Genomic DNA, 24759 nt, shown 5'->3' with positions numbered 1-24759 from the left:
GTACCGATCCGACATGAGGAAGCACGACGTGCCAGCGGAACGCTATGCCGAGATCTCAAGGAGCCTTATCCGCTCCACGACTGTTGACGCCGCGGTCTCGAGACTCGACCAAAACGAAACTGCCGGACTTCCGGTGGGCTTGAGCGCCAAACTAATCACGACTCTGCTCCTTGTCTTTACGGGGCTGTGGGTCGTGCTATTGTTCTGGAGGCTGGTTGATGGCCCGAGAGGAACCTCGGCGGATCATTTTTCGGCTTGGCTGAAGGGAAAAGATCTTAAGTCTAGCGAGCTGTGGGAGTTCGACAGCGGATCCGAATGCGGATATGCACTGCTAAACGACGGCGTTGTCGTTGACTTCTGGCTGTATTACGACTACCAAGCAACGGAATGAAACGGATAACCATGGCGTGCACGTTGCGGACTGGAAATGGCTTGAAGACGAGCGGGTGGGAGAGTGAGGAGTGAGGAGTGAGGAGTGAGGAGTTGGGAGTTGGGAGTTGGGAGTTGGGAGTTGGGAGTTGGGAGTTGGGAGTGATTGCCGGGGGCCGGTTTAGGCTGACACGCTGTGTTCGCACATGTTGGGGAATGGCGGACACAAGACAGGAAGATTGATGCGACAGAAAGATTGCAAATAAGAAGCAGCCAGTGCCCCCTTTTTCTCTGCCTTCCTATTTTTGTCCAACATGTTTTTGCCTGCAATTGGTCAACAGGGGACGTAGCGTTTTATTGGGCTCGTGGTCGCCAATTCGTGTCTTCTGTTGAACAGTGCTTCGATCGCTGTCGCCGCTATCGCGGCAAGTTTGCATTGTTCATTCGCGTCCATTGGCGTGTTTCGCGGGTGAGTTTGTCCATGTTGTTTTGGCCACGAATCAGCCGAATTTTCACGAATCTCAATAGGTGTTCACCACGTCTCGTCACAATGCAGTCGGCGGTTCTGAGGCAACTCGGTCATGTGTAACGATCTCCGACTGGCGATGATGACTTGATGGCAATCGTGCCGGCGTTCAAACGGTCTTCGTGTGTGATCAAACCGGCGATAGTTTTCCAGCGTTCCTTGCTAAGGTAAGGTTGAGGGTTAAGGCAAGGTTGAGGCAAGCGTCAAATCGCTGTCGCAAATGCTGACGTCGCTGATCGAATGGCAAAATGATTAGGTGGCAGAATAATTACCGCGCGCTGATTTATCATTTTGCCCCACATCATTTTGCCAACAAATTCTTCTTTGTTTTTGCAGCTACAAACGGATTTGCCGGCGGTCGTTGCGCTCGCTATGATTGGATCAACGTGAACCGTCGTGGTTAGCGACATCCCACTACCGTAAACCGGGAAACCAGGGGTTGCAACGAGGTCGGCAGTTTGAGCAATTTGGCCACCACAACAACTTCCGTGCCGACTCGCTGAACCCCACCGTTCGGGCCAGACAGAGAGTCGTGGATCTGCAAAGCGACGGCGCGAGTGTCGGCGGACTTAATTGCCCTGAATCCCTGGTGTTGGCGGCATCTTTTCCACAACCAGACGCTACGAAGAGGCGAGACTTGAGTTTTAGTTGGTCGACACTTGCCTCGTCAGTGGTAATCCCTGTCTTGATGGCGATCGGGCTAATTTGGGGGACGCGTCGCGGCAGGTGGATACCTTTCGGTATGATCCTTATTTTCAGCGGATTCGCTTCGTTTGTCTTGGCGTTGGTTCTCAGCCGCATTCTGATGCCTGTCGAGGCATTCGCTGCTGGCGACCCAGGGTCGGTTCGCACGGGTTTGGCCAGTGCATTCCTGGGTGCCGCCTTGCCAGAAGAGCTGGCCCGGATCATGGTGTCAATCTGCACAATCGCAGCAGTGCGCAACGTGGCGGGCCGAGAGGTTGTTGTAACCTGCGGGATGATTGGTCTGGGCTTCGCCCTGTTCGAAAACATGCTCTACGCGCTCACCACAGCGTCCGGCGTTGAGCTGATCGTTGAGCGTGCTGCTCCAACAGTATCACACGGCGCCACCGCATTAATCATGGGGGCCTTTTTGGAACGAGCCATTTCGAGTGGTCGACGCCGCCGAATCGGGCTCTTCCTGCTCACGTTGGCTGTACCGTGCCTGCTGCACGGCCTCTACGATTTCGGAGCATTCGTACTCGAAGTCTGCGAGTTCCCGGATATTCCCGATGAGCCGAATCTCGCAGACCTGAAACCTCTTGTCGCGATCCTGGCACCGATGTTACTGATCTCTTCAGTCGGGCTGGTCGAACTGATCTGGGGCGGTCGCATTGTGTACGGCCTTCGAAAACAAGCGGGAAGTCGATAAGCTGCGAACACATGTACCAGTCGCGGTGGGTGTCGCGAACAGATGCGGCATAACGCTTCTCTGTGTGGGGTATGAAAAAATGTCCCAAATGTTTCGATTGGGAGATCGGCCACCGCTGCCGGTTAAGCCTGGACTAATGCTATGCACCTGAGCGGCGAAGTCAATCGCTTTCAAATGGACAATCTCTTGTCGACGCCAGGCGATTGGCGACGTTCTTCGACTGGCGATGATGACTTGATGGCAATCGTGTCGGCGATTCAAACAGCCTTCATGCGTGATGGAACCAACGCTAGTTTTCCAGCGTTCCTTGCTAAGGTAAGGTTGAGGGTTAAGGCAAGGTTGAGGCAAGCGTCAAATCGCTGTCGCAAATACTTGCGTGGTTGATCGACTGGCAAAATGATTAGGTGGCAAAATAATTACCTCGCGCTGATTTATCATTCTGTCCCACATCATTCTGCCAACAATTTTCTTCTTTGTTTTTGCGGCTACAAACGGATTTGCCGGCGGTCGTTGCGCTCGCTATGATTGGATCAACGTCAACCGTGGTGATTAGCGACATCCCACTACAGCAAACCGGGAAACCAGGGGTTGCAACGAAGTCGGCAGTTTGAGCAATTTGGCCACCACGACAGCTTCCGTGCCGACTCGCTGAACCCCACCGTTCTGGCAATAGGAACGTTTCCTTCGAATCGATGGGTGTGAGCAGCAGGGTCGATGTTGGCCACGAATCACACAAATTTGCACGAATTGGATTGCTCGGCTTTGGATTCGTGTTGATTCGTGCTATTCGTGGCTAACCCTGTTCGCGCTCCGGAAATCTTTTGCGGCGATGAATGGTTTGCTATGCTGGACGCGATCACAACGCTTCGGTGCGTTCTTCATATCTTCGTCGATTCAAACAACTACGGATCCGGTCATGCAATCGCCATACATTATTGTGTCTGGCATTGACCAACACTACGCTCGTGCTATCGCAGCAGGGGCAATCATCACAATTGAAATCAAGGACGAAGAATACGGTGGTCGGTTTTAGTCGTGTCGTGATCCACAGGGACAACTTTGGAACTTCGGGAATTACGACCCATGGAAAACTGAATCGCAAGCACGATCTTGGCATAATAAACTATTGAATAGGGAGCCGCGGGCCGCGCGGGTTCTGAAATCAACGTTGTTCGCCGCGGCCCGGTGAACGGGGACGCTATGCAGCCGGAGCAAGTAAATGATTCAAAAAGCGTTTTTCGTTTTGGCATTGATCGTGTTGATCGCTGGCTGCAATCCTCCACACCGCCCCAATCCGACGAAATTCAACGTTGACGGTGGCCGATATTATTTCGACATCGAGGACGTCGGACGTGAATTCTCACTGAACTTCCACTCTTCCACGAGCGGTCAGCAGACGGAGGAACATTATGAAGTTTCTTGGGGAGGCGATCATGCTCTCACGATAATCAATGGCAACTTAACATTTGATGGAACCGATCTTGGGCGACTTGAACCACGTGATATAATTAAAGTCACGTCCAAAAGCGAGATTTTTGTAAACGGCAACAAACGTGAACCGTAAACTCGCACCAGGGAATGCATAACCATGGCATTCACACGAAGCGCGGCATAAGATTGATGCAAATGGAAACCACATAAGCCGCGCTCGGTAATGCCGGTCGCTACCCGACTGACATACAGAGCCATGAACTGCGAATCCTGTGGCGCTGAAACGACCCTGTGTATGACAGTTCTCGAACCCGACGGAAGCGGTCGATCGATGTGGCTTTGCGAATCTTGCGCGATTCAAGCCGGAGCCCCAATCTCGCTTGGCGACACATCGCCCCGTGCAATGATTCCGCGACTCCGATTGCTGTCCGACTTTATCTCTGAAAACGGACGATTTCCAAGTGCTAGCGAATTCGACTTTTCGGGATCGTTCCCCGTACTCGATGACGCGGACGTTGCTCCTTCCGTTGCTTGCCGGTATTTTGATGAATTGATCGATTTCATTTTCCAGAATGATCGCATTCCGACCGACCACGAACTTCCTGATCCATTCTGACAGCCAGCTCACCCCCAATGAAAAGGTAACTCCCCGATCGGGATAGGGGCCCGGATTGCTCCGGGGCCCCTCCCACATCACCTAGCATGCGGGTCCGCACTAGGCGATTCGCCGCGAGGATGCAAGCTGTTGCCAACGCTCTAATAGACTCAGTAAGCCTTCACTTTTCAGGTGCTCGTTCGATAACGCACGCTGGACTCCCGACGTCTTGGATAGACGCCACGGGCCTTTGCCGCTAAACGCGAACGGACGGGCGTCCCGGTACGACAAGCCCAAGGATATCAGGTTGCGAAGCCGAGTGTTCGACTTCTTCCACTGCTTCCAGTAGCATGCCCGAACCCGTCGCCGAAGCCACTTGTCGAGCGTACTGAAAGTTGTCTTGACTTGATCTAACTGAAAATACCCAAGCCAACCAATTGCATAAGAACGGAACTCCGCGAAACGCTTCTTCATCGACACACCTCGGTTTCTACGAAAGATCTCCGAGACGCGCCGTTTGAATGCGTCGAGCTTCTTTCGACTCACGCGAAACTGTCCGCCAAAGCCACGGAATTCGTAGCCCACGTACTCAAGCTCTTGCGTCTTACAGACGCTGCTCTTGTCGTGATTGACTTGCAGTTTCAACGTCAGCGTCAGAAATCGCTCAACGCTCGCGTAAACACGATGCGCAGCAACATCCGACTTGGTGAAGATCACGAAGTCGTCCGCATACCGCACGAAAGGCAATCCACGCCGCTCCAGTTCCTTGTCCAGATCATCCAAATAGATGTTGGAAAGGAGTGGTGACAACGGACCTCCTTGCATCGTTCCTTCTTCGCTAGGTTGACATAACCCATCGATCATCACTCCGGCTCGCAGGTATCGTCCGATCAGTTTGAGCAGTCGCTTGTCGTGAACCTTGCGGCTCACGCGTGCCATTAACACGTCGTGCTGGACTCGGTCAAAGAATTTCGACAGATCCATATCGACGCATCGGCGTCGACCGCTGCGAATGATCTTCTGCACCTGCTTGGCTGCATCTTGCGCCGAGCGATAAGGTCGATAACCGAAACTTGATTCAGAGAATCCCGGATCGAAGATCGGCGTGAGGACTAACACAATGGCGGTTTGGATGACGCGTTCGAGCAAGTTTGGAATTCCGAGCTCTCTCGTGCCGCCATCGGGCTTGAGGATGGCCACCCGCCGGACAGGGTCCGGACGATAGGTGCCATCGAGTAGTTGTCGACGAATGTTTTGCCAACGCGGCGCAAACCACTCGGGAAAGTCGTCGACCGTTATTCCGTCGGGCCCAGGGGCTCCACGGTTGGCCTTCACTCTTGCCCAAGCCATTTCCATGTTGACTTCATCGACAATTGCTTCCATCAGATTGTGAGCATCATCGCCCAAGGCTGACTTCTCGATGGCCGCCAGAGCCGAATCATCCGTCGGGATGTTTGGCGCAGCGTCATCCACTACGACAAAGTCGAAGACGAGTTGCTCTGCGTTCGGATTCTCTGAGGTCATCGGTGGTTCGTTCCTTGACTGTTGACGTTCGGTTCTTCCCGTCGCCATTGGAATTGGCGGATCGGTACTACAACTTCTGCTGCATTCTCCAGGCACGTCATGCGTTACCGCATTCCGCCCCGCCTTTCGGGCAAGCCCTACTCACGGGTACGCCTGGAGTTCTCCCCAGATAAGGGTTTTCGTGATCTGTCCCCGCCCAAGCTCCCGATCTACCTGCGCTCACTCTTCCGGTTCGGTTTCGCAGTCAGCAGCCTGCTCACCTGTAGACGTCGGCCTCCTATCGGGTTTCTGTTCGTAGCCTGGCGGGTCTTGGCGTGAATGTGTCTGACGACGGTTTTAGCTTTGAAGCTCGTCCGATTCGGTTATTGCCCGATCGAAGCTGTTCTCGGCGGCTAGCCAGATTTACGGTCACATTCGCAGGCTGCCTTCCCACGGATCGTCACCTCCCCGCAGTTGCCCTCGCCTCGTACTGTTCTTTCGTTAGAATTTCATTTGGTATACTGACTCCTCGAAAGAAACCGGAACTAAGTACAGGGGACTTGCACCCCACAAGATCACGCCCATGCTGGGCGTACTGCACCGGAGCCGGGCTTGCGTGCGGTTTTGGAATGGTTGACCTCACACTCTCGGCCCGCTTGGGACGTGCGACTTATAAGTTGATGTAGGGTGGGTCAATCAAAAGCATGTGTCTGGTGGGTCGGCGTTCGCGATTAAAGGTTTGAATCCAAATCAGTTGCTGGGTGGATTTCGTCGGTTTTGCGACGCCCCTCCTGTCACCTCGCGAACTTGACTCACCCTACATTCACTCAGCCCGCATTAAAATCACAAGTAATAAATCGCACATCGCTGACGGGTAGCGCTGGCCGATTGAATCCATTGTTGCGTGGCTACTTCCAGTAGAGGAATATAATTCGAATGGCTGACAAAGAACAGAACGAGACGTACAGCGAGAAATACATCTATATGTTCATGGATGCAGCGGGTCGCGGACTACCAGTTGACGCAAGCATTGTGGAACTGACCGAGATGCAATTGCGACACAATGCATTTGAGCTGGAGATGACAGCAGCAGCACAAGAGATGCTTGGAAAAACGCATCCGATAGGCGACCCTAAACTGGTTAACGCAATCGAAGACACCCTGAGACGTATCCGATCGGGCGAAAAAATTGATTGCAAAACGACCTTTCCTGCTGCTGCGATTGGCGTCCTATGGGCTTGGCATATCGTGACACGTTTTCAATGGCAGTGGCGAGCGGTGAAAAAAGATTGGTGGGAGACGATTGCGATAGCAGACCCCGAGAATAGATATGTGATACTACCGGTTCAATTTATGCGTGGTATCGCTGACAACGAAACGGTTAAAACATGGCCCCATGACATAATCGCTGACATTGAATCAGGGGGACTTCCTGAGTCTGAAGAAAATGGTCTACTGCGGATCTGCTAAGTCTAACCACACTCCGAGACTTGGTATCGGACAACCAAGTGGTGAACCGAGGCCGCCGATCTCGCGTATTTTGAAATCATAGTTCTTTGGCGGCGACTCGGTTACCGCCAGCGTTACCCGACTGAAAGAAATGACTAGGACGATGCAGACTTTTCCGATTTGGTTCATCTTTATCGGTCTTGCGACACCCATCGCGTTGCTCGCTATCGCGTCGATATCGCTTGCCCACGAACCGTTCTCTGCTACTGATCCAGAACTGATTGACACTGACATTGTCACCGGTCAGACCTACACGGACGACGGGACCGTTACACGCACATATTCCGTGACCATTCCAGGTTCTCGCAACACCACCATCTTCATTGGCCCGTTGGCTTTAACGGCTAACGCAAGAGCATGGGCCGGCTACTCGGCACTGCTGGGGATTCTGCTGCTGGGCATTGGGATCTGTGGGATGTTGCATTTTCCAACACAAACGTCGGCTCCAGTAATTCCGTTCGACGCCGCCACCACTGACGATGATGCCGACCCCGCACCGATTCCAAATGGCGGGTAACCCTCTCGTGCACCTGAGCCGGGCTTGCGTTGTTTATGAATGGAAATTCGACTTTCCTGGATTGGTGACGGGTACCGATTTTGCAGTCCCTCGGTGCGCAGTTGAACGCCAAGCTCCCTGATTTTTGCTTGATCGCCTGCCGCTGCCAACCAACGCTAGGCGAACCGTCACGGCAAAATCATTAGTATGCGATTCGCGAAAATGAGTGTTCTCTCCGACTGGAACACTCATTGCCACAAATAAAGACTAATCGATTCGCGTTCTTACCAATGCCAGAATACCAACGCAGGCGATACGCCCGCTGTTCGTCGCTATTTTGCTCGGTCGATTGTTGCTCGGCCCCACTTATGCCAGTATTCTAAGGGTTGTGGATCCCGTCCGATTGGCGTGTCGTCCGCCACACAAGCCCAGCGCAAGAACCATGTGTTGCAAACGAGATCGCGAACTGGGTTATTAGGTCGATAGAGAATCGTCAGCGTGATCCGTGTGGACTCCAACGTTCATCGCCAGCATGAATCCCTACGAAGCACCAAACGCGACTGAACTTTGTTCACCTGTGGGGCGAGCCTCAAGACTCGCTGGCATCGTACTGTACGGAGCTCTCGGATACGTCTTGCCGCTGCTGATCGTTGTGACGTTAATCTTTTCGCGATACGGAGGCAGCATTGCAGATTCATGGGCCTTGCTCATCGAATGGCATTCTCCCTCCCTAGGCACGTATATGCTGGTGCCCAGCATTTTGGCAATGACAATGTTCGGAATCGCAGGTTACGACGGACTACTCTTCTGGAAAGAAGGCTCCTCACCGAAACGGGCTGCACTGCTTGGGATTTTGGTCCTGATCGCGGTTACCGTTTATAGTGTCGCAGTTCTCTACACCAGCTGGATGCACTGGAGACGCTCGCCTTTAGTTGATGCGTTCATCTACCCTGCCTTCGTCGGATCCGTTCCCCTCGTAGCACACATCGCGATGGTTTTGCAAAAAATCCGAGCAAACAAAACGACGAAACATGCGATGGACCGAAGTCTCGGGCAAGGCGTTTAAACGGAAACCACATTTCCGCGACTCGGTCATCGCGGTCGATATGAACCAGATCGAATTCCCAGATCGCGTTTGCCACGGGGCAGCGTCAGACACGACCCTGTACGCTCACATCAGGACATTCCATGCGCATGACAATCACGCTCGCTACTGCAATCGTTGTCGGTGGCATCTTGACCGCGGCGTATTCACAAGAACACCCGAAATCGTCATCGCCTTCAATTCATTCCCAACGGCCGTCAGCGACCGCTATACGAACGTTTCAGGAGATCTCGGCCGCGGCACCGGTGCCGACCAGAACCCCATACGGCGATAACGTCAAGAAGGACGAACAGTACATATATGGTTTCCGCCATGGCTATACTTGGGCGTTCGGTGATACTCCATACTGTCCGACAAATCCAAATGGCTCAAACGATGCCGTAATGCATGGCTGGATCGACGGGTGGCGAACTGGAGCGAAGGATGGCGGCACTAATGGCCTACCGTCAAAATACGCACCTTTTGTGACGTGGCGTACAACAAACTGAAGGTGCATAATCAAGCTGTGAACCGGCGCGGCGAAGTTCGGCATCTTTTCAATGGACAAACATCCGTCGCCGCCCGGTTACGGCGGACGGTGTTCGAGTAATTGACCGCGGAATTGCAACGGCTGCCATTCCGCACGTTTCAACTTGCTCTAGCCCACTACCTCCAGTAGTTTGGAAGAGACTGACTGATACTTAGCCGTCCGAGAGATTTTCCGTGAACAGCGCAGATCCCCCAAATGCCAAGACACGCTTTTCAATTCGGTCGCTGTTGACGCTTGTTACTTTCTCGGTCGTCGTTTTTGTCGCAGTCAAACAGCATCAACACAACCAACAATTGCAGCTCCGGATAGAGACACTTTCCTCGCAAATTGATCACCTTGACGCTTCTGTCGAGGATGCACGTGTAAAGTTCGAGCTACTCAGAGATATTGTCAGCAACGAGCCGGTATTAAACGTAGAACAGATGAGTCGCCAGACTTCGCGATAGCAGTCGGCCTCGAAGGCGGCTCACAACTAGCGCGGAACTCCAAACATCCGACAAACAAAGAATTGCACGCGAGTGGCGGTGGCATGCTTGTCGCTATGGATGATCCACTCTCGCCACCTCGTGAATTCCACCGTTATCCGGAGAATCGATTGATGAAAATGTTCTCACGCATATTGATTTTAGTTGTCGGGACTGTGGCGGGCCTGGTGTGGTCCACGTTGCCCGTTGCGGCCCAGCCCCCGGTCGTCAAAGTCCCGACCAAAGCCGTATCCGTGGTCACACTCGCGAAAGGGGAAACCCGTGAAGTAATAACGTGCTGGGACGAGGGTACCGGTCGAGTCCCCGTCGTCTTCCTCGCCGCCTCCAACGATATACTGTCGAGAGACCAGGTACTCCACTCGACGGGTGAGTTGCGTCTGGAACGCGATGGGGTCATCGCAGAATACGACAAGGAGAAGTCGAACGACACGTCTGCGGCTTTCGCGAAGGATGGGAGATACTTGGGTAAAAAGAAGAGCACCGAGTTCAAACATCTAACCGTCGTGGCGGTGCGAGTGTCAGCGAATCCGGATGCCAAGCCAGGCGTTCATCCTGTGTTTGTTCGAGTCGTATCGGGAACCGGAAGGACCATGCGTCTCGAGGGTGAGTTCCGCGTCATCGTATCCGACTAGCCATGCCGAACGTATAGATGCCTCGACCTGCTAAAATACGACGATCGCGTCATGACAATGAGGCGGCGTCTTGGCTCCCCAACTGGCAACGCCGTGAAGCATTTCGTAGCGGAACTCGTCAAGAGTTTCGGGGGCATACACCATCGAACAAAAGTCTTGACGACTTCCGCTACGCCAAATTAGCACAAACTCTATAAGGAAAATAGCTTCACAGCGTTGCCCAACCGGCGGACTACTAACCGATGCACGCGACGCCGGACTTGCGTGCCTTTTTAAAAATGGATGATCACCTCTGCTGGCTCGGTGGTCTTTTCCGTTCCCCGACTCTGTTCGCTGTCATGCGTTACTTGCCTCACTCGATACGTCGTATTTAAGAATGAGCGAATCTCCTGACTTCCCAAGGTTCTACCACCGCGTCATTGCCTCGCTTGCCCTCGGATTGGCGTTCCTTACGGCTGCACTTATCGCAATCTCTCTTATTGGTCTCGCCGTCGATATTTCGTCACATCCATCGGTGCTGTACATCGTGCGCGGTTCTGGGATCGTCGGTTGCATCCTCGGCTTTCTCCGACCGTCGGTCGCGAACTCTGCACTAATGTTTCTTGCTCACGCACTCGTTCCGTGATAACATCCTGGAATGCGTCGTTGGGTATTGTGCCGACGTCATGCTCAACCAAAACGGAGGGTAGCCATCGCGTCCACCGGGGTACGCAAGCTGATCGTTTTGAAATTGAGAATCTTTCGCGCGACCCCGGTGACGCGTAACCCTACCCGACTGAAGCGTCGTCGATGCATGAACTGTGTTTCACGACCGCCCGGCGCTCAAGTGAACTTGTTGCCAGGTTGAACTTAACTACCATGCTAGCTCAACTTTCTGTCCGTTACCCACTCCGAGCCACACCATGAATTCTTTCTTCTTCTGGCTTACAGTTGCCGCTGGCATCGGCGCTCTGCTTGCTCAAATCCTACATCCTGGCTTTCCCGAAATCGTGATCGTCGTTGCACTCGCCAATTGTGCATTCTATGGCTACCGGCGCATTTTCGGAGCGCGCGTGCTCCCTGGGTAAAGCCGACTCAAGCGGATAAAAATGGACTGCAACCGCCGGACTTCAGCGGTCTAAACCAATCGCTCGCAACGGTGCATAAGGCCATCGAACATGACGCTTCCAGACCCGACAACTGTCTACCGATCGCGCAGCTACTCTGCCGCTGACTCACTGGTCGCGTTTTTGCGTGAATCTGGCGTGAAGGCGCATCTCCTTTCTCCCGTGAATGAATACAGCCAAGTTCAGGCTGGTGAAGGCCCTGTCTTTGGTACTGTATACGACGTTTGCGCCGTTGACTGCACAGCCGACAATGTCCAAGCCCTACTAAATGCCTGGCAAGAACAACAGGCTCTCGTGTCTGCGTCTACTCACTTATTCTGCTATCATTGCGGCGACGTGCTAGACACACCTCTTGCTACTTGCTCACGGTGCGGCAAGACACTCGATCTGTCGGTCACTAGCACGACGCCAGACGGCGGATAACGATGGCATTCACCGATGTACGGCATCGGGCGTTTACAAATGGAGCATCATATCGCCGTACTCGCTGATGCTCGACGGTAACCAAATGAATACGATGCGTTGCACTGCGTTGATCGCCGTACTGGCCTTGGTACCGTTTTCGCCGGCCAATGTTATCGCTCAAGATGCAGGCGGCTCAATTGCCACCGGCAAGACGATCGCAAAGAAAACACCAGAAATCTCTGAGTTTGAAGAGGCGATCGAGACAATCGCGACCTCTACCGACCGTGATGCGGTCAACTCGGCTGATGCGAAACTACGTACTGGTGGGCTGCCGGCAATTCGTACACTGGTTCAACATCTCACCGATTCTCGACGCCCTCCATCCAACTATTTAACTCGGGCGGTCTCTGGCGAAGTCGACATGGGCGACCACTCGTTCTGGCTGATCCAGGACATGCTTGAATCGCACACTTCAAAACTGGACGCCTCGTATTCGCCGCTTGAAAAAAAAAGCATCGCGAAGTGGCTTGCTGGCCGAGAGGGAATGTCTCTGGCACAACTCCGACGCGAAGCGTGTATTGGGGCGTTTGCGAAAATATTGGCGATGGAAAAAAAGTACCCGAATTTTGATGCGCGGCCGGTAATCATGTCGTATGCTGAACGGCTTGTCGAGCTCGACAATGCGATCCACAAGGACGAGTAACACCAGCGTACATCAGCGTACGCAAGCCGGGCGGTTTGAAGCTGAAAATCTTTCGCGCGTACCGTGTGACGAGTGACGTTATCCGACTGAAATCGCATGGCCGTCACATATGCTGCAATCATCGACACGATTCGGAACGGCTCACTCGGTCCGTTCGCACTGGGAACATCACGACAGCTAGTGGGCGAAACTCTCGGCGAACCCGCCGATGCGACGATCACTAATCGCAGGCGGACATCCTGTGTCTGGCGATACGGCAGCATCGAATTTCACTTTGAAAACGACCTGCTTTCATTGGTTCACAGTGATGCTGACAGCCTTTTCTACGGCGGCCCGTCTTTGCTCGTCGACCCGTGGAAACTGCGGCCTCGAATGTCGTTAGCTGAACTGAAAACCATTCTCAATGCCGTCGACCTGCGTTACACTGGATGCGGCAACCAATACGCCGCTGACTGCTTGATGCGTTTCGATTCGGGATTCACGATCGGATTTGTGGCTGATCCCAACTCGGGACTCGGTGTCACTGGATTGTGTTCCTGGTCGATCCAGAAAGGCAAATAACGATGCCATCCAAGGGAGTACAGCATCAGGCGTTTAGTAATGGAAAATCAACCGGCCGTCCTCGCTGATGACCACCGTTGGGTGGATGAGCGGTAGGCATAGCATTCGAATCGCTTCAGGAGAAAGTCTCATGCGTTTTCAGGCGATCTCAATCATTACGTCTGTCCTTTTTATTGCGACTCCGATAGGTGTTTTCGCAGAAGATTCAGTTCACATTCCGGTACGGGTGGTGGATGAACATGGCGATCCGGTCGAAGGCGCCACGGTGGAGGCTCGCTATCTAAAATTCATTCGTCAAGAGGGAAAGGAGTATCCAGTGCCGATGGAACTATCACCGCCGCAGAAAACGGATGTGAATGGTCGCTGTGAACTGGCCCTGCACGACGTTTCTTGGACGCTGGCCGGGCTATATGCGCACCGTGTCGAGTTAACGACAGAAGAAGCGATGAAGCTGTGCGACAATGCTCCGAATGACCCACTGGGACGCGACGCGTTCGATCGGGAGTTAAACGATCGCTGTCGCCGTTTTCGTTCGGCTTACCAAATCCTCGCTCCTGAAACGGATGGCGATGCCCAGATCACCTTAAAAATGGCAAGGGCAATCAAAGTTACCGGCCGCGTTCAAGTCAACGGACGGCCGCTTGCCAAGGCATTTGTTACGATCTCTTCGCGAAAGACTCAAATTGATCAACTTTTTCCGCGTTCGGCTCCCGAGCTAACCGACGATGAGGGCAAGTTTAGCTGCTATTCATTCCCTGGTACTCTCGACCAAGCACGGATCGTCGTTGAACGTCCAGACGGGAATCGGGTGTTGACTCTGAGCGACATTCGGTCCAAGCCAACATCTACGGGGGTGATGTTTGAACTGGATACCGAAGCGAAGGACTACGCACTGGCGAGTAAACCTCCGTTGTAGCTTCTCAGTCGCGTTGGTGAAACGAGAATGGAAGCCAGTCCTCGTGATCAGAATTGGTAAACTCGACTTCCGCAGACTCTGGCAGAATCGGAATCCACTATTTTTCCTTCGGCGATTTCCCATGCCACAGAACAATGTCGTGAACCGGAGGGACCGGCAGCGTGATTACAAGTGAATAGTCTTGGGCGGTTGCCCGGTGACGACCGACATTATCTGACTGAAATTTGGCGAATTTAGCGCCCCAATCGATTCACTACCTGTGCCTTTGCTAGACACGTCTCCCCAATCCCTACATCGCCATGAGATCAAACGATGTCCATCACGCAGCGAATCGCAAGAACCATCTTGCCTGCCACTTGGTTCACGCGAATACGTGAGTCCTCCGAACGATGGATGATCCAATGCACGAAATGCAACTCAGAACGATCGGTCTGGAGTATTGGTGAGATTCGGTTCGGAGCTGCATCGCACGGTAAACGTATCGCTGCCCGCTGCTCGACATGTCGTAGTGTTGTCGCGGCTCGCGTCTACTACCTCGATTCCGTTCCCGATTCCTCGCCAAGCTCCTCAATGCCGGAGAAATGTGGGTAACCATGTCCTTGCACACGAAGGACCGTTACAGGTGTTAACAAATGGGACCACATTGGCAGTCCTCGGTGACGCGGGCCGTTGCCCCAACTTACAACAATGGATCTCTCTGTGTGCGCTGCAAAGTTGCGACGTCTTGTTGCTCATATTTCATCGGTCGACATTCAAATTGGAGTCCCAGAGACTGCTTTGGACCCCGTCTGGAATTTGTACTCGATCAATGTCCCCCCAGACCTTCGTCAGTTCATGGCTGCCGTTACACCGGACAAGTGGGTAGACGCAGGGGTTGTTCAGCTCTTCCCGCCTCGAGAGCTATCGACCTACCAAGTCGACTGCTCCCCAATCTACTTTCACACCAAGTTCGAGCTGTTCGGCATCGCGAGTTGGAGCGGTGAAAGTGATGGAGACTGCTGGACGTACGATCTTGCCCGCAGGATAATCTTCAACATTGAGAACGGCACGCGTTTCGATTCAGCAGAAGCTGCCGTGAATGCCACGACGCTTGTTTTTCAGTCTCTATCGGAGTGGACTGATTTCCTATATTCCCGGGCCGAGGAAGATGGATACGACGTTCCCGACCAGCATGCCAGGTGATCAAGATGAATATACGAGGAATTATTTTTGGGTCGCTGATCATAGCCGCTGCGATTCTTGCAGCACCGCTGATCCGACAAACGCAGACGCATTTCATCAAGCTGGATGAGCGAACCTGGTTCGACCAGCGTGACGGCACTACCTACGAGTATATCGGCCGATCTTCTGGTATCGAAAACAACGACAAAACACACCGGTACAAAGTTATCTACGGGCCCGGTTCGCGATTTGCAAAAATAGAGTCGGATGGGTACACAATGTGATGCAGCGGCGCTGTGGGCTGCCCGTGATCTGTTTTTCGTGAGTCACCTGCCACAACCCGCTGCTGGATAAATCGGCGCCGCCCGGTCAACGGACCCGTTGTCCGGCAGAGCGTCCTATGGCACGCGGATCCACCATTGCAAATCCACTGCTATAATCGCGACGAAATCCACCCAAAAACCAACTACTGAAAGGAGCCGTCTGTGTCCCGAATGATTTTCGTCAACCTCCCTGTTGTCGACCTTAGAGCGTCGATGCGATTCTACACCGCGATTGGATTTACGAATAATCCGCAATTTACCGACGACACGGCTGCGTGCATGGTATGGAGCGAGTCAATCAACGTCATGTTGTTGACACACGCCAAGTGGCGCACCTTTACGACACGCCCGATACCGCCGACTTCATCCAGTGAGGTCATGCTTTGTATTTCGTGCGATTCTCGTGATGCCGTGGATGCGATGAACGAATCCGCGGCTGAGAACGGCGGCACCGCCAACATAAATCCTGTCCAAGACCACGGATTCATGTACGGCCGTAGCTTGGCCGATCCGGATGGTCACGTCTGGGAATCAATGTGGATGGACATGAGCAAAATGCCAACTGCCGACTAACACCGTTAACCCCAGACCGGTAACAAAACGAAGCACGTGAAGCCGGACGTGCGTGTGCATTTCAATGTTCAGATCTATCGTTCGGGCTCGGTGATCGTTGCCGTGGTTTCTCGGTCGGTCGCCAAGGTTCGTAATACTTGCTCGGTCGATAGACAATTTCCGAGATGGTTGCTCGATTGCTTGCTGGTGCAAATGGCCGCAGGGCAGACCTCCACGACAAAGCCATTAGTGTACGATTAGCGAAGATTAGTGTTGTTTCTTGCTGGAACACTCATCGCCACTAATAAGTACTAATCGTTGCGCGGTCTCGCGAGTGCCGGGATGCCAACGGTGCAGGTCCGCCCGCAAATATCGCCAACTCGTGAATCTACTTGGTCAATTGTTGCTCGGTCCCGCTTCGGGCAGTATGTTGAAGGTTCGCTGAGATGGTCCGATTGGCGAATCGCTCGCCAAACAGGCACAGCGTAATGCCCCACTGGTGCACACGAGCGGCGGCAGTGTCTTTTCCGTGAATGCAGCGTCGTGGATCGCCGTGTGACCACCACCGTTACCCGAATGAACCTTTCTGCCTATGAATGACCCCTCTTCCCGTACACCCGAGGGCGTGCCGCATCAATGCGATGTTTGCGGTACGGAGTTCCGCCTAAACCGTTCGATTGCTGGCGATGTTTGTTGCCCAAATTGCAACTCTCTCGCTTGGCCCGTCGGCGATGACGACCGTGAACTTCGACCGTCTTCGGATAAAACGACCACGGTTCGTACGAAGGAGATTCGGATTCGCCCCGCAACGCATTTGGACATGGACCTGGGCGACGAAGCGCGACGCGTACGGTCGCTCCTGCAGAAACGCAACGACGTTCGGGTATCTGTCCTTTTCCGAGGTCGCGATCCCAAGCACAAAGAGATAGGCAAGGCTATACTCGACCGTTTCATTAGTTCGTTGGTGCCTGACGATGCGATTGTCAAGACTCCTGCCCACCTCGAAGCTCGTCGCATTTCCTGCACATTGACTTCTCCCGAACGCCAACCTGACGGGTAACCCTCGCGTGAACCGGAGAACGCGAGTTGAGCAATTTGGCCGTTAGAAACTTTCCCGCGTCTTTCCGATTACGCGTAACGTTCAGTCCATCATGATGCCACGCCTCCGTCAATTGATACCTATCACGTTGATCTCGCTTCCGCCGGTCATTGGTTGCGTGGCGGCAATCTGGCCGCTAGAGCGATTTCTCCTTTGCATGGTTTGTCTTCCGCTTTTAATTGTCAGCCTCACCTTGATAGTCGCTAGTCGCTCGATACAACGTTACTTGCTTGGCATTGCTGCGGTTGCCGTTCTACTATCCACCTTCCTATTCGACATGCCGCTACAGACGGTGTTCCATTTTTCTCGCCCGACGTTCGACCGAATCGCCGGCGACGTTGCTTCCGGCACGGCAATTAAAACTCCGTTTTGGATTGGCCCACTTCGGATCTGCAAGGTCGAACAACATCGAAGCGGAGTTGTTTGCCTCTGGACTGACGACGCACCCGCAGGTCATACTGGGTTTGTCCAACATGGACCAACCGAATTGCCATTCAACCTATGGAGTCACGTTGCCATTGCCGACTCGTGGCAGTTCATCTCGGAAGATTGACGCAGTAAGGTAGAACCATGAATTGCACTGAAAAACGCGAGCACGGCGACTTGGCCATCACAACGTCTACTGCGCGTTCTCGGTGAATTCCGCCGTTACTCGGGACTTCGCATCAGGGGAGTCTTGATTACCAATGAGCACTCCGATTCACGGTGCACAGATGCAAGCGAAGCGACCTGTAAATTCTACTGCGAGGCAATATGGTCTTTCGTTGCTGTTCGCTGCCACTCTTGCCTTCGCCGCTTTTTGTGCTGGTTGGGTCGTTGGTGATCAACATCGTCTACAGACGGGCAACCGCTCACAGGAGAACGATAGACGAGTAGTCGAACTTTTGAGCCAAGAGCAAAAAAAACGTGTCGCAAAGATCGATGGACTCCGTGAAAAGGCAAATCGCTTGAGCACGTCTGGTGATGATGCAATCGAGTTGAAAGTTACATTATCGGAACTTGAGCGTGAACAAACAATTACTGCACGAATTGCACAACACAAAAACGTCATCGCAACAACGAGCGGCGTTTCCAAGATTCCCCAATCGGTTGTAACTATGGCAATTATTGCCGGCGGTGCGATTGGCTGCTTTCTCGCCGGTCTTTTCTATGGACATCGAAATCAAACGCGATCGTTGGCGTGTGCAAACACCGACGCACCCTCGGATCCACCGGCGGTCCGGTGATTGAATTAATCAAATCGCTGCTCAAATCCCGGCCCCCGCTGATCCGGGTCATTCTGATGCCACGCCAATGCATGAGCCGACGTGCAATCACATGCACTAGATTGGCGAAGTCGGGCAATTTCAAATGGACAATCAATCGTCGCCGTACCGTGATCGGTGACGTTCGCCGAGAGATTTGCTGGCGGTAGATGCGATTGTTACACTCTACTCATCGTCGTTGGCACTGGGTTGCGTATATCCGCTGCAATGCGGCGAACCATGCGATTAACACGAAGCACGGCATGGGATCGTTACCAATGGTGACCACATGGGCCGTGCTCGGTAATCGCTAGCCGTAATCCAACTCAAATCCATGACTGATCGAGCAATTCAAATCCGAAGCGTGCCTCTCGGTTTGCTCACGATGTTATTTGCCTTCGCCTTGTTAGGGGCAGCATGCACGCAAAATGATGGCGGAGCTGAACACAACGCAAGAGTCAATGGGGATTCACGCCAAGCGGCGGCGATAGTCCCGGCGGCGCAGGATCCCGAGAAGTATGCTGAAGTCGCGAGGGAACAGTACAGATCGGGCGAGTTCCTATTGTCTGCAGAAACTTATGCACGAGCTTCGGTGCTCGATCCCGAAAACCCTCGCTTTCACAACGATGCTGGTTACGCTTTTTGGAAATGCAAGGATTATAAAAACGCTCGAAAGCACCTCGAAACTGCCGTTGGGCTCTCGCCAAAAAACCTTCTCTACGCGAACAACCTTGCGATCGTTTACGTCGACATCCAGCGTGATAACGATGCTTTGTTTATACTCAAATCCGCACATCAGGATGACGCCGTCGCAAACTACAACCTTGGTTATATTTACCTAAAGCGAAAGCGTCGCGACGAAGCGATAAACCAAATGGAATCCGCCATTTCACTCAATCCGGATCTCGAACTTGCGATTCTTTGGCTTGGCAGATTACAACTAGAAGTCGAGCCCGATGAACTGAAAGCAGTGTATCTCAATCCGTGAGAGCAGGGCAAAAGACGACGGATAACCGTCGGTATTGCTCTGGAGCCGTTCCCACACCACTGGACATGCGGGGCCGCATCCGGCGGCCCAAGCACGAGTTCGAAACCACCACGTTGCCGCGATGACTTGGGCCATTGAATAACAGCCAGCGCCACAATGAGTTGACCGTCGTTCGGCGGTTTGTCACTGAGAAGACAGTCGTGTGAGCTGACCGAAATACGTACTTGCTCGTTCCCTTCAAACTTTCGTTGACCGCGTGGGTAAACTGCGATGCCCACTGCTAACTTGCAGTCGGCACCAGGTATCTTGCGAATGCAGGACCCTGGCTTTCGCGCAAGACCTACTAAAAGGTACGCCAACGGGATCTTCCACGATAAGGGATTCGTGATCTGTCCCCGCCCAAGCTCTCGATCTACCTACGCTTCATGTTTCACCTAGGCATCCGCCGGGCTTCTGGTTCGGTATCGCAGTCTGCAGCATGCTGCAAACTGAATGGTTGCTCGAGAGGTGTGATTTATATGTTGCAGAAATCGGCCCCTTATCTGGATGGCGGCCAAACACTTCTCCATTGGTTCCCTTCTTCCCACAAAATCGGATGGAAACAATGGCAGGGGAGGAACGATGCCAAGAGGTGGCCGCAAACAGATTCCAGCTCCGCTCAGCGGAGTGGAGTTCATTCGTCGTTGGTCGCTTCACGTCCTGCCACCGGCTACATCATAACGCGGCGTTATGGCGGTTGGAACAACCGGCGCGGCGCGGACTCCACAAAAATCGCGTCGTGATTTACGAAACTGTCCCGCAGAAGAAAATTCAACAGAAGATATCGATCAAAGCGAACCCCAAAGAAGCAGTGTGGCGGCAGTTTGGAGCAGATCGATGTGGAACTCAAGCCGAGCTGGAGCGAGATTATGCACAGCCCCAGTCGTCCACGCTGATATCGGGAGAGCGGATGACTCGTCGTAAACACATCAACCAACGAACAAAGCGAGATTGGGTTCCAGCATGGTGAAGGTTCGATGACAGCTGCGATGTACTCCGACAGGTACCTTTCAACAGCGTGCAAAGCTCCAAACGGTGCTTGAAAGCCGAACCAAACGCTTGCAACTAGAATTTGTGACGGCTAAAATCTTCACAGGAATCAATCGAAGTTCGATTCAAATCACCAAGCCCCAAAGCGTTCGCGTTTGAGCGTACGATCAATCCGACTGTAAAGTAGTCGGATAGATCGTAATTCATTGTTATCCGCCTTAATCAACAAACAGGAATCTTTATGTACCAAAAACTCTCGTTCCCAGTCGCGCTTTGTTTGGTTACTGTATTCACTAGTACCGCTACTTGCATGGCACAAGAAACCAAACCGGTTCATGCTGATGCAGCAACGGACGGTTCGGCCAGCCTGCAGCAGCAACTTCTTGGTGTCTGGGTTCTTGCCGGCGAACCTGATGCTGAAATTGAACCGCAGCCCGGCGCACGAATGAAGTTTTTCGGACTCGGCCATTGGATCATCACACAATCCGATCCTAAAACGGGACAAGTGATTTTCCACCATGGCGGCACGTATTCGCTTGATGGTGACAAATACACGGAAAAACTAACGTTCGCAAACGAAAACACCATGCAGATGATCGGTTCTGAATTCAAGTTCACGGTCACGGTTAAGGATGGCAAATACACTCAAATCGGTGATGGCAATCCGTTCTCGGAGGTTTGGTCACGACCTGTCAAATAACCGTCCCAAAGGCAGATAATAAAGCGACGATAAAAAGGGACGTTTGGTTCATGACGGATACGAGTTCCGCCTACAGCCTTAGGATGTTGACATCGCGTAGGATAGACGTCGCCGCATTTTATTTTTCAAAGCACTCGGAACATACGTTTCCGCTGCAATGATGTTCAACTTCTACGATTCTGCGTTTGACTGGAAAACCATAGCGGCTTCGATACACTGACGGCACACTTCACTGACACTCTGCGACGATACTTAAACCTGGACTGAGCACGAAGCAAGGGCGAAGTATCGGATGAACGTGGGTTGCTGAGTCAAAAATATTGAAGTTGTCAGTCCTTCGCGGCGACCACGAGATTCACAACGGTTTGCCATCGAAACTCATCAACGGAATGACGTAACACAATGGTTTTTCTTGGCGTCTGTATTTACGCACTCGCTTGTGTCGCCACCGCGTTCGCATTGACTATTCTCGTCGATGGAGCGTTTCCGAGCGGTACGCCATTCACATCCGAAACACTTGGCTTCAATGGAATCATGATCGGTATGGCATTGATGCCAGAACATTTTTTCCTGGTGCCACATTTGGCTGCTTCTCAGAAAACAGACGGCAATCCTAACTTGATTCCTTTTCGATACGGATTCTCACCTTCAAATTCCGTCTTTCTGTCTGCCGCTGCGATCGGAATTCTGCAATCGATCGCTGTGTATTTTCTATGGCGAACCGTAACCTCCGTGACTCAATTTGATATCGCAAATTCGATTTGCGGTATCGTTACATTTTCGCTCGTCGTATTCGACGGGGTATTGCTGGCGTCAGTATCAGCCAATGCGATTGCGTTGGAAGCGAAAAGTAACGGCAAACGGGTCCGCCGGCGCAAGAAACGAAGAACCACGCCATGAATTGCAGAACGCGATATCGAAATGATCAAGGTGAACCCCGGAACAAACCCGCATATCGCAGCCGTTCTGCCACTAAGGTCCGGTTCGCGTCATTCACATTGATTGCCAACCTCTATCGTCCGGTAGCCAAAACCGATTCGTCAGCGCTACCGCGACATGAATCCATCGTCCGCACGTTTTCAAGACCAGGGCTCTTCAAGTTTTGTGAGAAAATCGCCGCAATCACAGCCACCTGGTTACAGGAATAGAGTTCCGGTGGTCGAATCTTCCTTTCCCATGCTTTAATCGTTCCGGCATTTCTAACGCAGCTCGCCCTACAAATTGACCGACAAATCGCTCACTTCAGTAGAACGCCGAGGCCAGAAAAATTACTCGGTTTCAGCGACCGGTAAGCAAGTACACTTTTGAGAATAGCCCTCGCGAAATTCCAACATGCCCAGAAAACAACAATTTCCGCTGCACCGCGTATCAGAGAATGCCATAAGCGTTCGTTCAGGTGCGTGCGCGTGCTGCACCGTCCTGGTCGATGAATCCCATTTGCCAGCGTTCAATAAGTTGGAGTTCGATCCGATTGCGGTCGCACTGCGTGCGGAGCCCAAAAAACAGTACGACCAGCTTCGACGCTGGGCCGGTCGAGGGAAATGGATGGCAATTGCGTCACGTCCCGACATCCTCGACAGCGACGGTGTGCCTTATCTCGACCTTGTGGTTGGTGCTACCGAAAAGCCAACTCGCTCCAAATCCAAGGTGTCCGACAACGGTCCAAGCGATGGAATCTGGTACGAACCCGTTCATCAATTCCTGGATCTGCCGACCGGGCGACTTCGGCTGATCTACTGCGACGAATTCTTTCACGATCACTTTGATCAAGACGAAGATATGACCACTGACGAGCAACTGCGTCACGGAAAAGAAGACGCCATTTACACGGGGGCTTCGAGCATCCAGATTCGGTGCGAACCCGGATTCTATAGGGCTCAAGTCTTCACCCGCTTTGATGACGAGATGAGCGACCAAGAGCCACCGGAAGGCTCGGCGGACCTCGCGATCTTCATGGAACCCGTCAAGAAACCGACCTCTTTCAAGATCTCAGTGCCGTTGCTCCCGATCCACCCGGATGGTCAGGACGTTGATGCGCTAATCCGCCAAGTCCGCGGCGAAGACAGCAAGCCCGCAAACGAAACATTGACTCCAGTGGGAGTTAATGAGAAAGGTGAAATTTATAGTTTTATTGAAGATACAGTCTTTGGCATCAAGATGGCGTTGCCACCTTCCGTGGCCGAAGACTTCGGATACGAACAAGGTTTGATGTTAACTCTCGAAGCTTGCGGAGTGACCGTCAACGGTGTTTCGCTGGACGAACCAAACCCAAAGTCGCACATTCGAAAACAGATCGAAAAAGAGATGAAGAAACCTGGTACTTTCGTAGCCTTTCTCAGGCCCAGTGAAACGCAACGAGAGCTCATGGGCGATCTCTTGCGAATCCAAATACTGAAGCACGGGCGCAAGGGGAGCATTCATCTATCGTCTAAGCAAATCGCGCCTGCGATCCTGCGAAAGCAAACGAATCGCTCGGGTGCACCGCGTCGCATTTCGTTGGAGTAATTGGAGCGATCGGTTTGGCTATGAGGAACTCTCACGAAAACGAAGGAGGGCAGTACTCTCCGATAAACCACAGTCGGGCACGAACGTTTGCTCCAGTGATTGCTCGGTCGGCCGCCAAGGTTCGTAATACTTGCTCGATCGCTTGCCGCGGCCAGTGGCCGCAGGGCAAACCTCCACGACAAAGGTATTAGTTTGCGATTAGCGAAGATTACTGTTCTTTCTCGCTGGAACACTCATCGCCACTAATAAGCACTAATCGTTGCGCGATCTCGCGAGTGCCGGGATGCCAGCGGTGCAGGTGCGCCTGCAAATATCGCCGACTCGTGAATCTACTCGGTCAATTGTTGCTCGGACCCGCTTCAGGCAGTATCCTGAACGTTCGCGACATCAATTCGATTGGCGAATCGTCTGCCGAACAGGCCCATCGCAAGAACCAAGGGTTCAACCAGACCTCCACCCACTAAAGATGAAGATTCAACTTTCGATCCGAACCGCGCTCATCGCTTTGGCTTTGTCTGCGGTCGCATTCGCATGGTACGCGAAAAACGCCACTTCGCGTGCGTCTGAGATGCGCGCACTTTCTCGCGTCGGCAAATTGACTCGCAGCAGCACTTCGGTCTCCGACATCAGCAACTCCGCTAACAACGTGTTTTCCCGTAGCGGAAGTCGTCAAGACTTTCGTTTCCCAGGCTGGTCGAAACTCTTGACGAGTTCCGCTACGAAATGCTTCACAGCGTTTCGTTTGGGCGCTAACCCCGGTTCAGCGCCGGAACCGGGGCTAACGCCAAAACGGCCAATTTTCTGAAAGACTCCTGCCCAGCTGCTTAGCTGGCTGAACGAGCTCCCGATTTCACATGTCTCCCTGCGTGCCAGTTTTGCCACTGAAAATTGGATGGC

At 52.9% G+C, this 24759-nt stretch carries 25 protein-coding genes; 22 read left to right on the top strand and 3 right to left on the bottom strand.

What is annotated here, in order from left to right:
• The first annotated feature begins 13 nt into the window (after nt 1-13).
• The 4 genes from SH528x_RS15040 (at nt 14) to SH528x_RS15025 (ending at nt 4332) form a co-directional block, all read left to right on the top strand.
• Nucleotides 14-391 (top strand): hypothetical protein, encoded by a 378-nt coding sequence (locus SH528x_RS15040; RefSeq protein WP_442511334.1) that lies wholly within the window; start codon nt 14-16, stop codon nt 389-391.
• Nucleotides 392-1637: 1246 nt separating this feature from the next.
• Nucleotides 1638-2285, top strand: a complete 648-nt coding sequence (locus SH528x_RS15035; RefSeq protein ID WP_442511333.1) for a PrsW family glutamic-type intramembrane protease — start codon at nt 1638-1640, stop codon at nt 2283-2285.
• 1219 nt (nt 2286-3504) lie between these two features.
• Entirely contained in the window at nt 3505-3849 is a 345-nt protein-coding gene (locus SH528x_RS15030) for a hypothetical protein (protein WP_442511332.1), read from the top strand.
• Between the two features lie 162 nt (nt 3850-4011).
• The gene (locus SH528x_RS15025) at nt 4012-4332 is read left to right on the top strand and encodes a hypothetical protein (protein ID WP_442511331.1); all 321 of its coding nucleotides are present in this window, start codon (nt 4012-4014) and stop codon (nt 4330-4332) included.
• A gap of 99 nt (nt 4333-4431) precedes the next feature.
• Here SH528x_RS15025 and ltrA read toward each other — a convergent pair whose 3' ends face one another.
• Nucleotides 4432-5835 carry a group II intron reverse transcriptase/maturase gene (gene ltrA, locus SH528x_RS15020; protein WP_442510522.1) on the bottom strand — a complete coding sequence of 468 codons (1404 nt, stop codon included), beginning with the start codon at nt 5833-5835 and terminating at the stop codon, nt 4432-4434.
• A 915-nt stretch (nt 5836-6750) separates the two neighbouring features.
• Between ltrA and SH528x_RS15015 the strand changes: the two genes are divergently transcribed.
• Together SH528x_RS15015 and SH528x_RS15010 are read left to right on the top strand one after the other, a co-directional pair.
• A complete protein-coding gene (locus tag SH528x_RS15015) occupies nt 6751-7284 on the top strand; it encodes a hypothetical protein (RefSeq protein ID WP_442511330.1) in 534 nt (177 codons plus the stop codon).
• A 142-nt stretch (nt 7285-7426) separates the two neighbouring features.
• Entirely contained in the window at nt 7427-7840 is a 414-nt protein-coding gene (locus SH528x_RS15010; RefSeq protein ID WP_442511329.1) for a hypothetical protein, read from the top strand.
• A 519-nt stretch (nt 7841-8359) separates the two neighbouring features.
• Here SH528x_RS15010 and SH528x_RS15005 read toward each other — a convergent pair.
• Complete coding sequence (locus tag SH528x_RS15005; RefSeq protein WP_442511328.1) at nt 8360-8530, bottom strand: hypothetical protein; 171 nt, start codon at nt 8528-8530, stop codon at nt 8360-8362.
• A gap of 320 nt (nt 8531-8850) precedes the next feature.
• On the opposite strand from SH528x_RS15005, the gene SH528x_RS15000 reads away from it, so the two are divergent.
• From SH528x_RS15000 to SH528x_RS14925, 16 genes are all read left to right on the top strand, one after another.
• Entirely contained in the window at nt 8851-9198 is a 348-nt protein-coding gene (locus SH528x_RS15000; RefSeq protein WP_442511327.1) for a hypothetical protein, read from the top strand.
• A gap of 853 nt (nt 9199-10051) precedes the next feature.
• The gene (locus SH528x_RS14995; RefSeq protein WP_442511326.1) at nt 10052-10570 is read left to right on the top strand and encodes a hypothetical protein; all 519 of its coding nucleotides are present in this window, start codon (nt 10052-10054) and stop codon (nt 10568-10570) included.
• Nucleotides 10571-10946: 376 nt separating this feature from the next.
• The gene (locus tag SH528x_RS14990; RefSeq protein WP_442511325.1) at nt 10947-11195 is read left to right on the top strand and encodes a hypothetical protein; all 249 of its coding nucleotides are present in this window, start codon (nt 10947-10949) and stop codon (nt 11193-11195) included.
• A gap of 989 nt (nt 11196-12184) precedes the next feature.
• Entirely contained in the window at nt 12185-12784 is a 600-nt protein-coding gene (locus tag SH528x_RS14985; protein ID WP_442511324.1) for a hypothetical protein, read from the top strand.
• A gap of 96 nt (nt 12785-12880) precedes the next feature.
• On the top strand, nt 12881-13345 hold the full coding sequence (locus SH528x_RS14980; protein WP_442511323.1) for a hypothetical protein: 465 nt from the start codon (nt 12881-12883) through the stop codon (nt 13343-13345).
• Nucleotides 13346-13475: 130 nt separating this feature from the next.
• A complete protein-coding gene (locus SH528x_RS14975) occupies nt 13476-14261 on the top strand; it encodes a hypothetical protein (protein ID WP_442511322.1) in 786 nt (261 codons plus the stop codon).
• Between the two features lie 1187 nt (nt 14262-15448).
• On the top strand, nt 15449-15706 hold the full coding sequence (locus tag SH528x_RS14970) for a hypothetical protein (RefSeq protein WP_442511321.1): 258 nt from the start codon (nt 15449-15451) through the stop codon (nt 15704-15706).
• Nucleotides 15707-15916: 210 nt separating this feature from the next.
• Complete coding sequence (locus SH528x_RS14965) at nt 15917-16318, top strand: VOC family protein (RefSeq protein WP_442512132.1); 402 nt, start codon at nt 15917-15919, stop codon at nt 16316-16318.
• 571 nt (nt 16319-16889) lie between these two features.
• Entirely contained in the window at nt 16890-17357 is a 468-nt protein-coding gene (locus SH528x_RS14960; RefSeq protein WP_442511320.1) for a hypothetical protein, read from the top strand.
• Nucleotides 17358-17448: 91 nt separating this feature from the next.
• Complete coding sequence (locus SH528x_RS14955) at nt 17449-17949, top strand: hypothetical protein (RefSeq protein WP_442511319.1); 501 nt, start codon at nt 17449-17451, stop codon at nt 17947-17949.
• A gap of 544 nt (nt 17950-18493) precedes the next feature.
• Complete coding sequence (locus tag SH528x_RS14950; protein ID WP_442511318.1) at nt 18494-18622, top strand: hypothetical protein; 129 nt, start codon at nt 18494-18496, stop codon at nt 18620-18622.
• Nucleotides 18623-18974: 352 nt separating this feature from the next.
• Nucleotides 18975-19628: a tetratricopeptide repeat protein gene (locus SH528x_RS14945; RefSeq protein WP_442511317.1), complete on the top strand. Its 654-nt coding sequence runs from the start codon at nt 18975-18977 to the stop codon at nt 19626-19628.
• A gap of 1339 nt (nt 19629-20967) precedes the next feature.
• Nucleotides 20968-21357 (top strand): hypothetical protein, encoded by a 390-nt coding sequence (locus SH528x_RS14940; RefSeq protein WP_442511316.1) that lies wholly within the window; start codon nt 20968-20970, stop codon nt 21355-21357.
• 402 nt (nt 21358-21759) lie between these two features.
• Nucleotides 21760-22257 carry a hypothetical protein gene (locus SH528x_RS14935; RefSeq protein WP_442511315.1) on the top strand — a complete coding sequence of 166 codons (498 nt, stop codon included), beginning with the start codon at nt 21760-21762 and terminating at the stop codon, nt 22255-22257.
• A gap of 432 nt (nt 22258-22689) precedes the next feature.
• On the top strand, nt 22690-23862 hold the full coding sequence (locus SH528x_RS14930; RefSeq protein WP_442511314.1) for a hypothetical protein: 1173 nt from the start codon (nt 22690-22692) through the stop codon (nt 23860-23862).
• A gap of 323 nt (nt 23863-24185) precedes the next feature.
• Entirely contained in the window at nt 24186-24326 is a 141-nt protein-coding gene (locus tag SH528x_RS14925; RefSeq protein WP_442511313.1) for a hypothetical protein, read from the top strand.
• A gap of 10 nt (nt 24327-24336) precedes the next feature.
• On the opposite strand, the gene SH528x_RS14920 is transcribed toward SH528x_RS14925, so the two are convergent.
• Nucleotides 24337-24489, bottom strand: a complete 153-nt coding sequence (locus SH528x_RS14920) for a hypothetical protein (protein ID WP_442511312.1) — start codon at nt 24487-24489, stop codon at nt 24337-24339.
• Nucleotides 24490-24759: the final 270 nt, after the last annotated feature.

This window comes from Novipirellula methanifontis (genome assembly GCF_052161655.1).
Classification (GTDB): Bacteria; Planctomycetota; Planctomycetia; order Pirellulales; family Pirellulaceae; genus Novipirellula.
The sequence above is the reverse complement of the archived record's forward strand: the minus strand, read 5'-3'. Positions and strand labels throughout refer to the sequence as shown.

Excerpts from the sequence above, each read along its gene's own strand:
- SH528x_RS14970 (WP_442511321.1), top strand. The coding sequence starts at position 15,449 with ATGAATATACGAGGAATTATTTTTGGGTCGCTGATCATAGCCGCTGCG.
- SH528x_RS14965 (WP_442512132.1), top strand. The coding sequence starts at position 15,917 with ATGATTTTCGTCAACCTCCCTGTTGTCGACCTTAGAGCGTCGATGCGA.
- SH528x_RS15025 (WP_442511331.1), top strand. The coding sequence starts at position 4,012 with ATGACAGTTCTCGAACCCGACGGAAGCGGTCGATCGATGTGGCTTTGC.
- SH528x_RS14980 (WP_442511323.1), top strand. The coding sequence starts at position 12,881 with ATGGCCGTCACATATGCTGCAATCATCGACACGATTCGGAACGGCTCA.
- SH528x_RS14955 (WP_442511319.1), top strand. The coding sequence starts at position 17,449 with ATGATGCCACGCCTCCGTCAATTGATACCTATCACGTTGATCTCGCTT.
- SH528x_RS14995 (WP_442511326.1), top strand. The coding sequence starts at position 10,052 with ATGAAAATGTTCTCACGCATATTGATTTTAGTTGTCGGGACTGTGGCG.
- SH528x_RS15010 (WP_442511329.1), top strand. The coding sequence starts at position 7,427 with ATGCAGACTTTTCCGATTTGGTTCATCTTTATCGGTCTTGCGACACCC.
- SH528x_RS14950 (WP_442511318.1), top strand. The coding sequence starts at position 18,494 with ATGGCAATTATTGCCGGCGGTGCGATTGGCTGCTTTCTCGCCGGTCTT.
- SH528x_RS15040 (WP_442511334.1), top strand. The coding sequence starts at position 14 with ATGAGGAAGCACGACGTGCCAGCGGAACGCTATGCCGAGATCTCAAGG.
- SH528x_RS14960 (WP_442511320.1), top strand. The coding sequence starts at position 16,890 with ATGAATGACCCCTCTTCCCGTACACCCGAGGGCGTGCCGCATCAATGC.
- SH528x_RS15000 (WP_442511327.1), top strand. The coding sequence starts at position 8,851 with ATGCGATGGACCGAAGTCTCGGGCAAGGCGTTTAAACGGAAACCACAT.
- SH528x_RS15035 (WP_442511333.1), top strand. The coding sequence starts at position 1,638 with ATGATCCTTATTTTCAGCGGATTCGCTTCGTTTGTCTTGGCGTTGGTT.
- SH528x_RS15015 (WP_442511330.1), top strand. The coding sequence starts at position 6,751 with ATGGCTGACAAAGAACAGAACGAGACGTACAGCGAGAAATACATCTAT.
- SH528x_RS14920 (WP_442511312.1), bottom strand. The coding sequence starts at position 24,489 with ATGTCGGAGACCGAAGTGCTGCTGCGAGTCAATTTGCCGACGCGAGAA.
- SH528x_RS15005 (WP_442511328.1), bottom strand. The coding sequence starts at position 8,530 with ATGAGCAAGGCCCATGAATCTGCAATGCTGCCTCCGTATCGCGAAAAG.
- SH528x_RS14945 (WP_442511317.1), top strand. The coding sequence starts at position 18,975 with ATGACTGATCGAGCAATTCAAATCCGAAGCGTGCCTCTCGGTTTGCTC.
- SH528x_RS14930 (WP_442511314.1), top strand. The coding sequence starts at position 22,690 with ATGCCCAGAAAACAACAATTTCCGCTGCACCGCGTATCAGAGAATGCC.
- SH528x_RS14940 (WP_442511316.1), top strand. The coding sequence starts at position 20,968 with ATGGCACAAGAAACCAAACCGGTTCATGCTGATGCAGCAACGGACGGT.
- SH528x_RS14990 (WP_442511325.1), top strand. The coding sequence starts at position 10,947 with ATGAGCGAATCTCCTGACTTCCCAAGGTTCTACCACCGCGTCATTGCC.
- SH528x_RS14935 (WP_442511315.1), top strand. The coding sequence starts at position 21,760 with ATGGTTTTTCTTGGCGTCTGTATTTACGCACTCGCTTGTGTCGCCACC.
- ltrA (WP_442510522.1), bottom strand. The coding sequence starts at position 5,835 with ATGACCTCAGAGAATCCGAACGCAGAGCAACTCGTCTTCGACTTTGTC.
- SH528x_RS14975 (WP_442511322.1), top strand. The coding sequence starts at position 13,476 with ATGCGTTTTCAGGCGATCTCAATCATTACGTCTGTCCTTTTTATTGCG.
- SH528x_RS14985 (WP_442511324.1), top strand. The coding sequence starts at position 12,185 with ATGAATACGATGCGTTGCACTGCGTTGATCGCCGTACTGGCCTTGGTA.
- SH528x_RS15030 (WP_442511332.1), top strand. The coding sequence starts at position 3,505 with ATGATTCAAAAAGCGTTTTTCGTTTTGGCATTGATCGTGTTGATCGCT.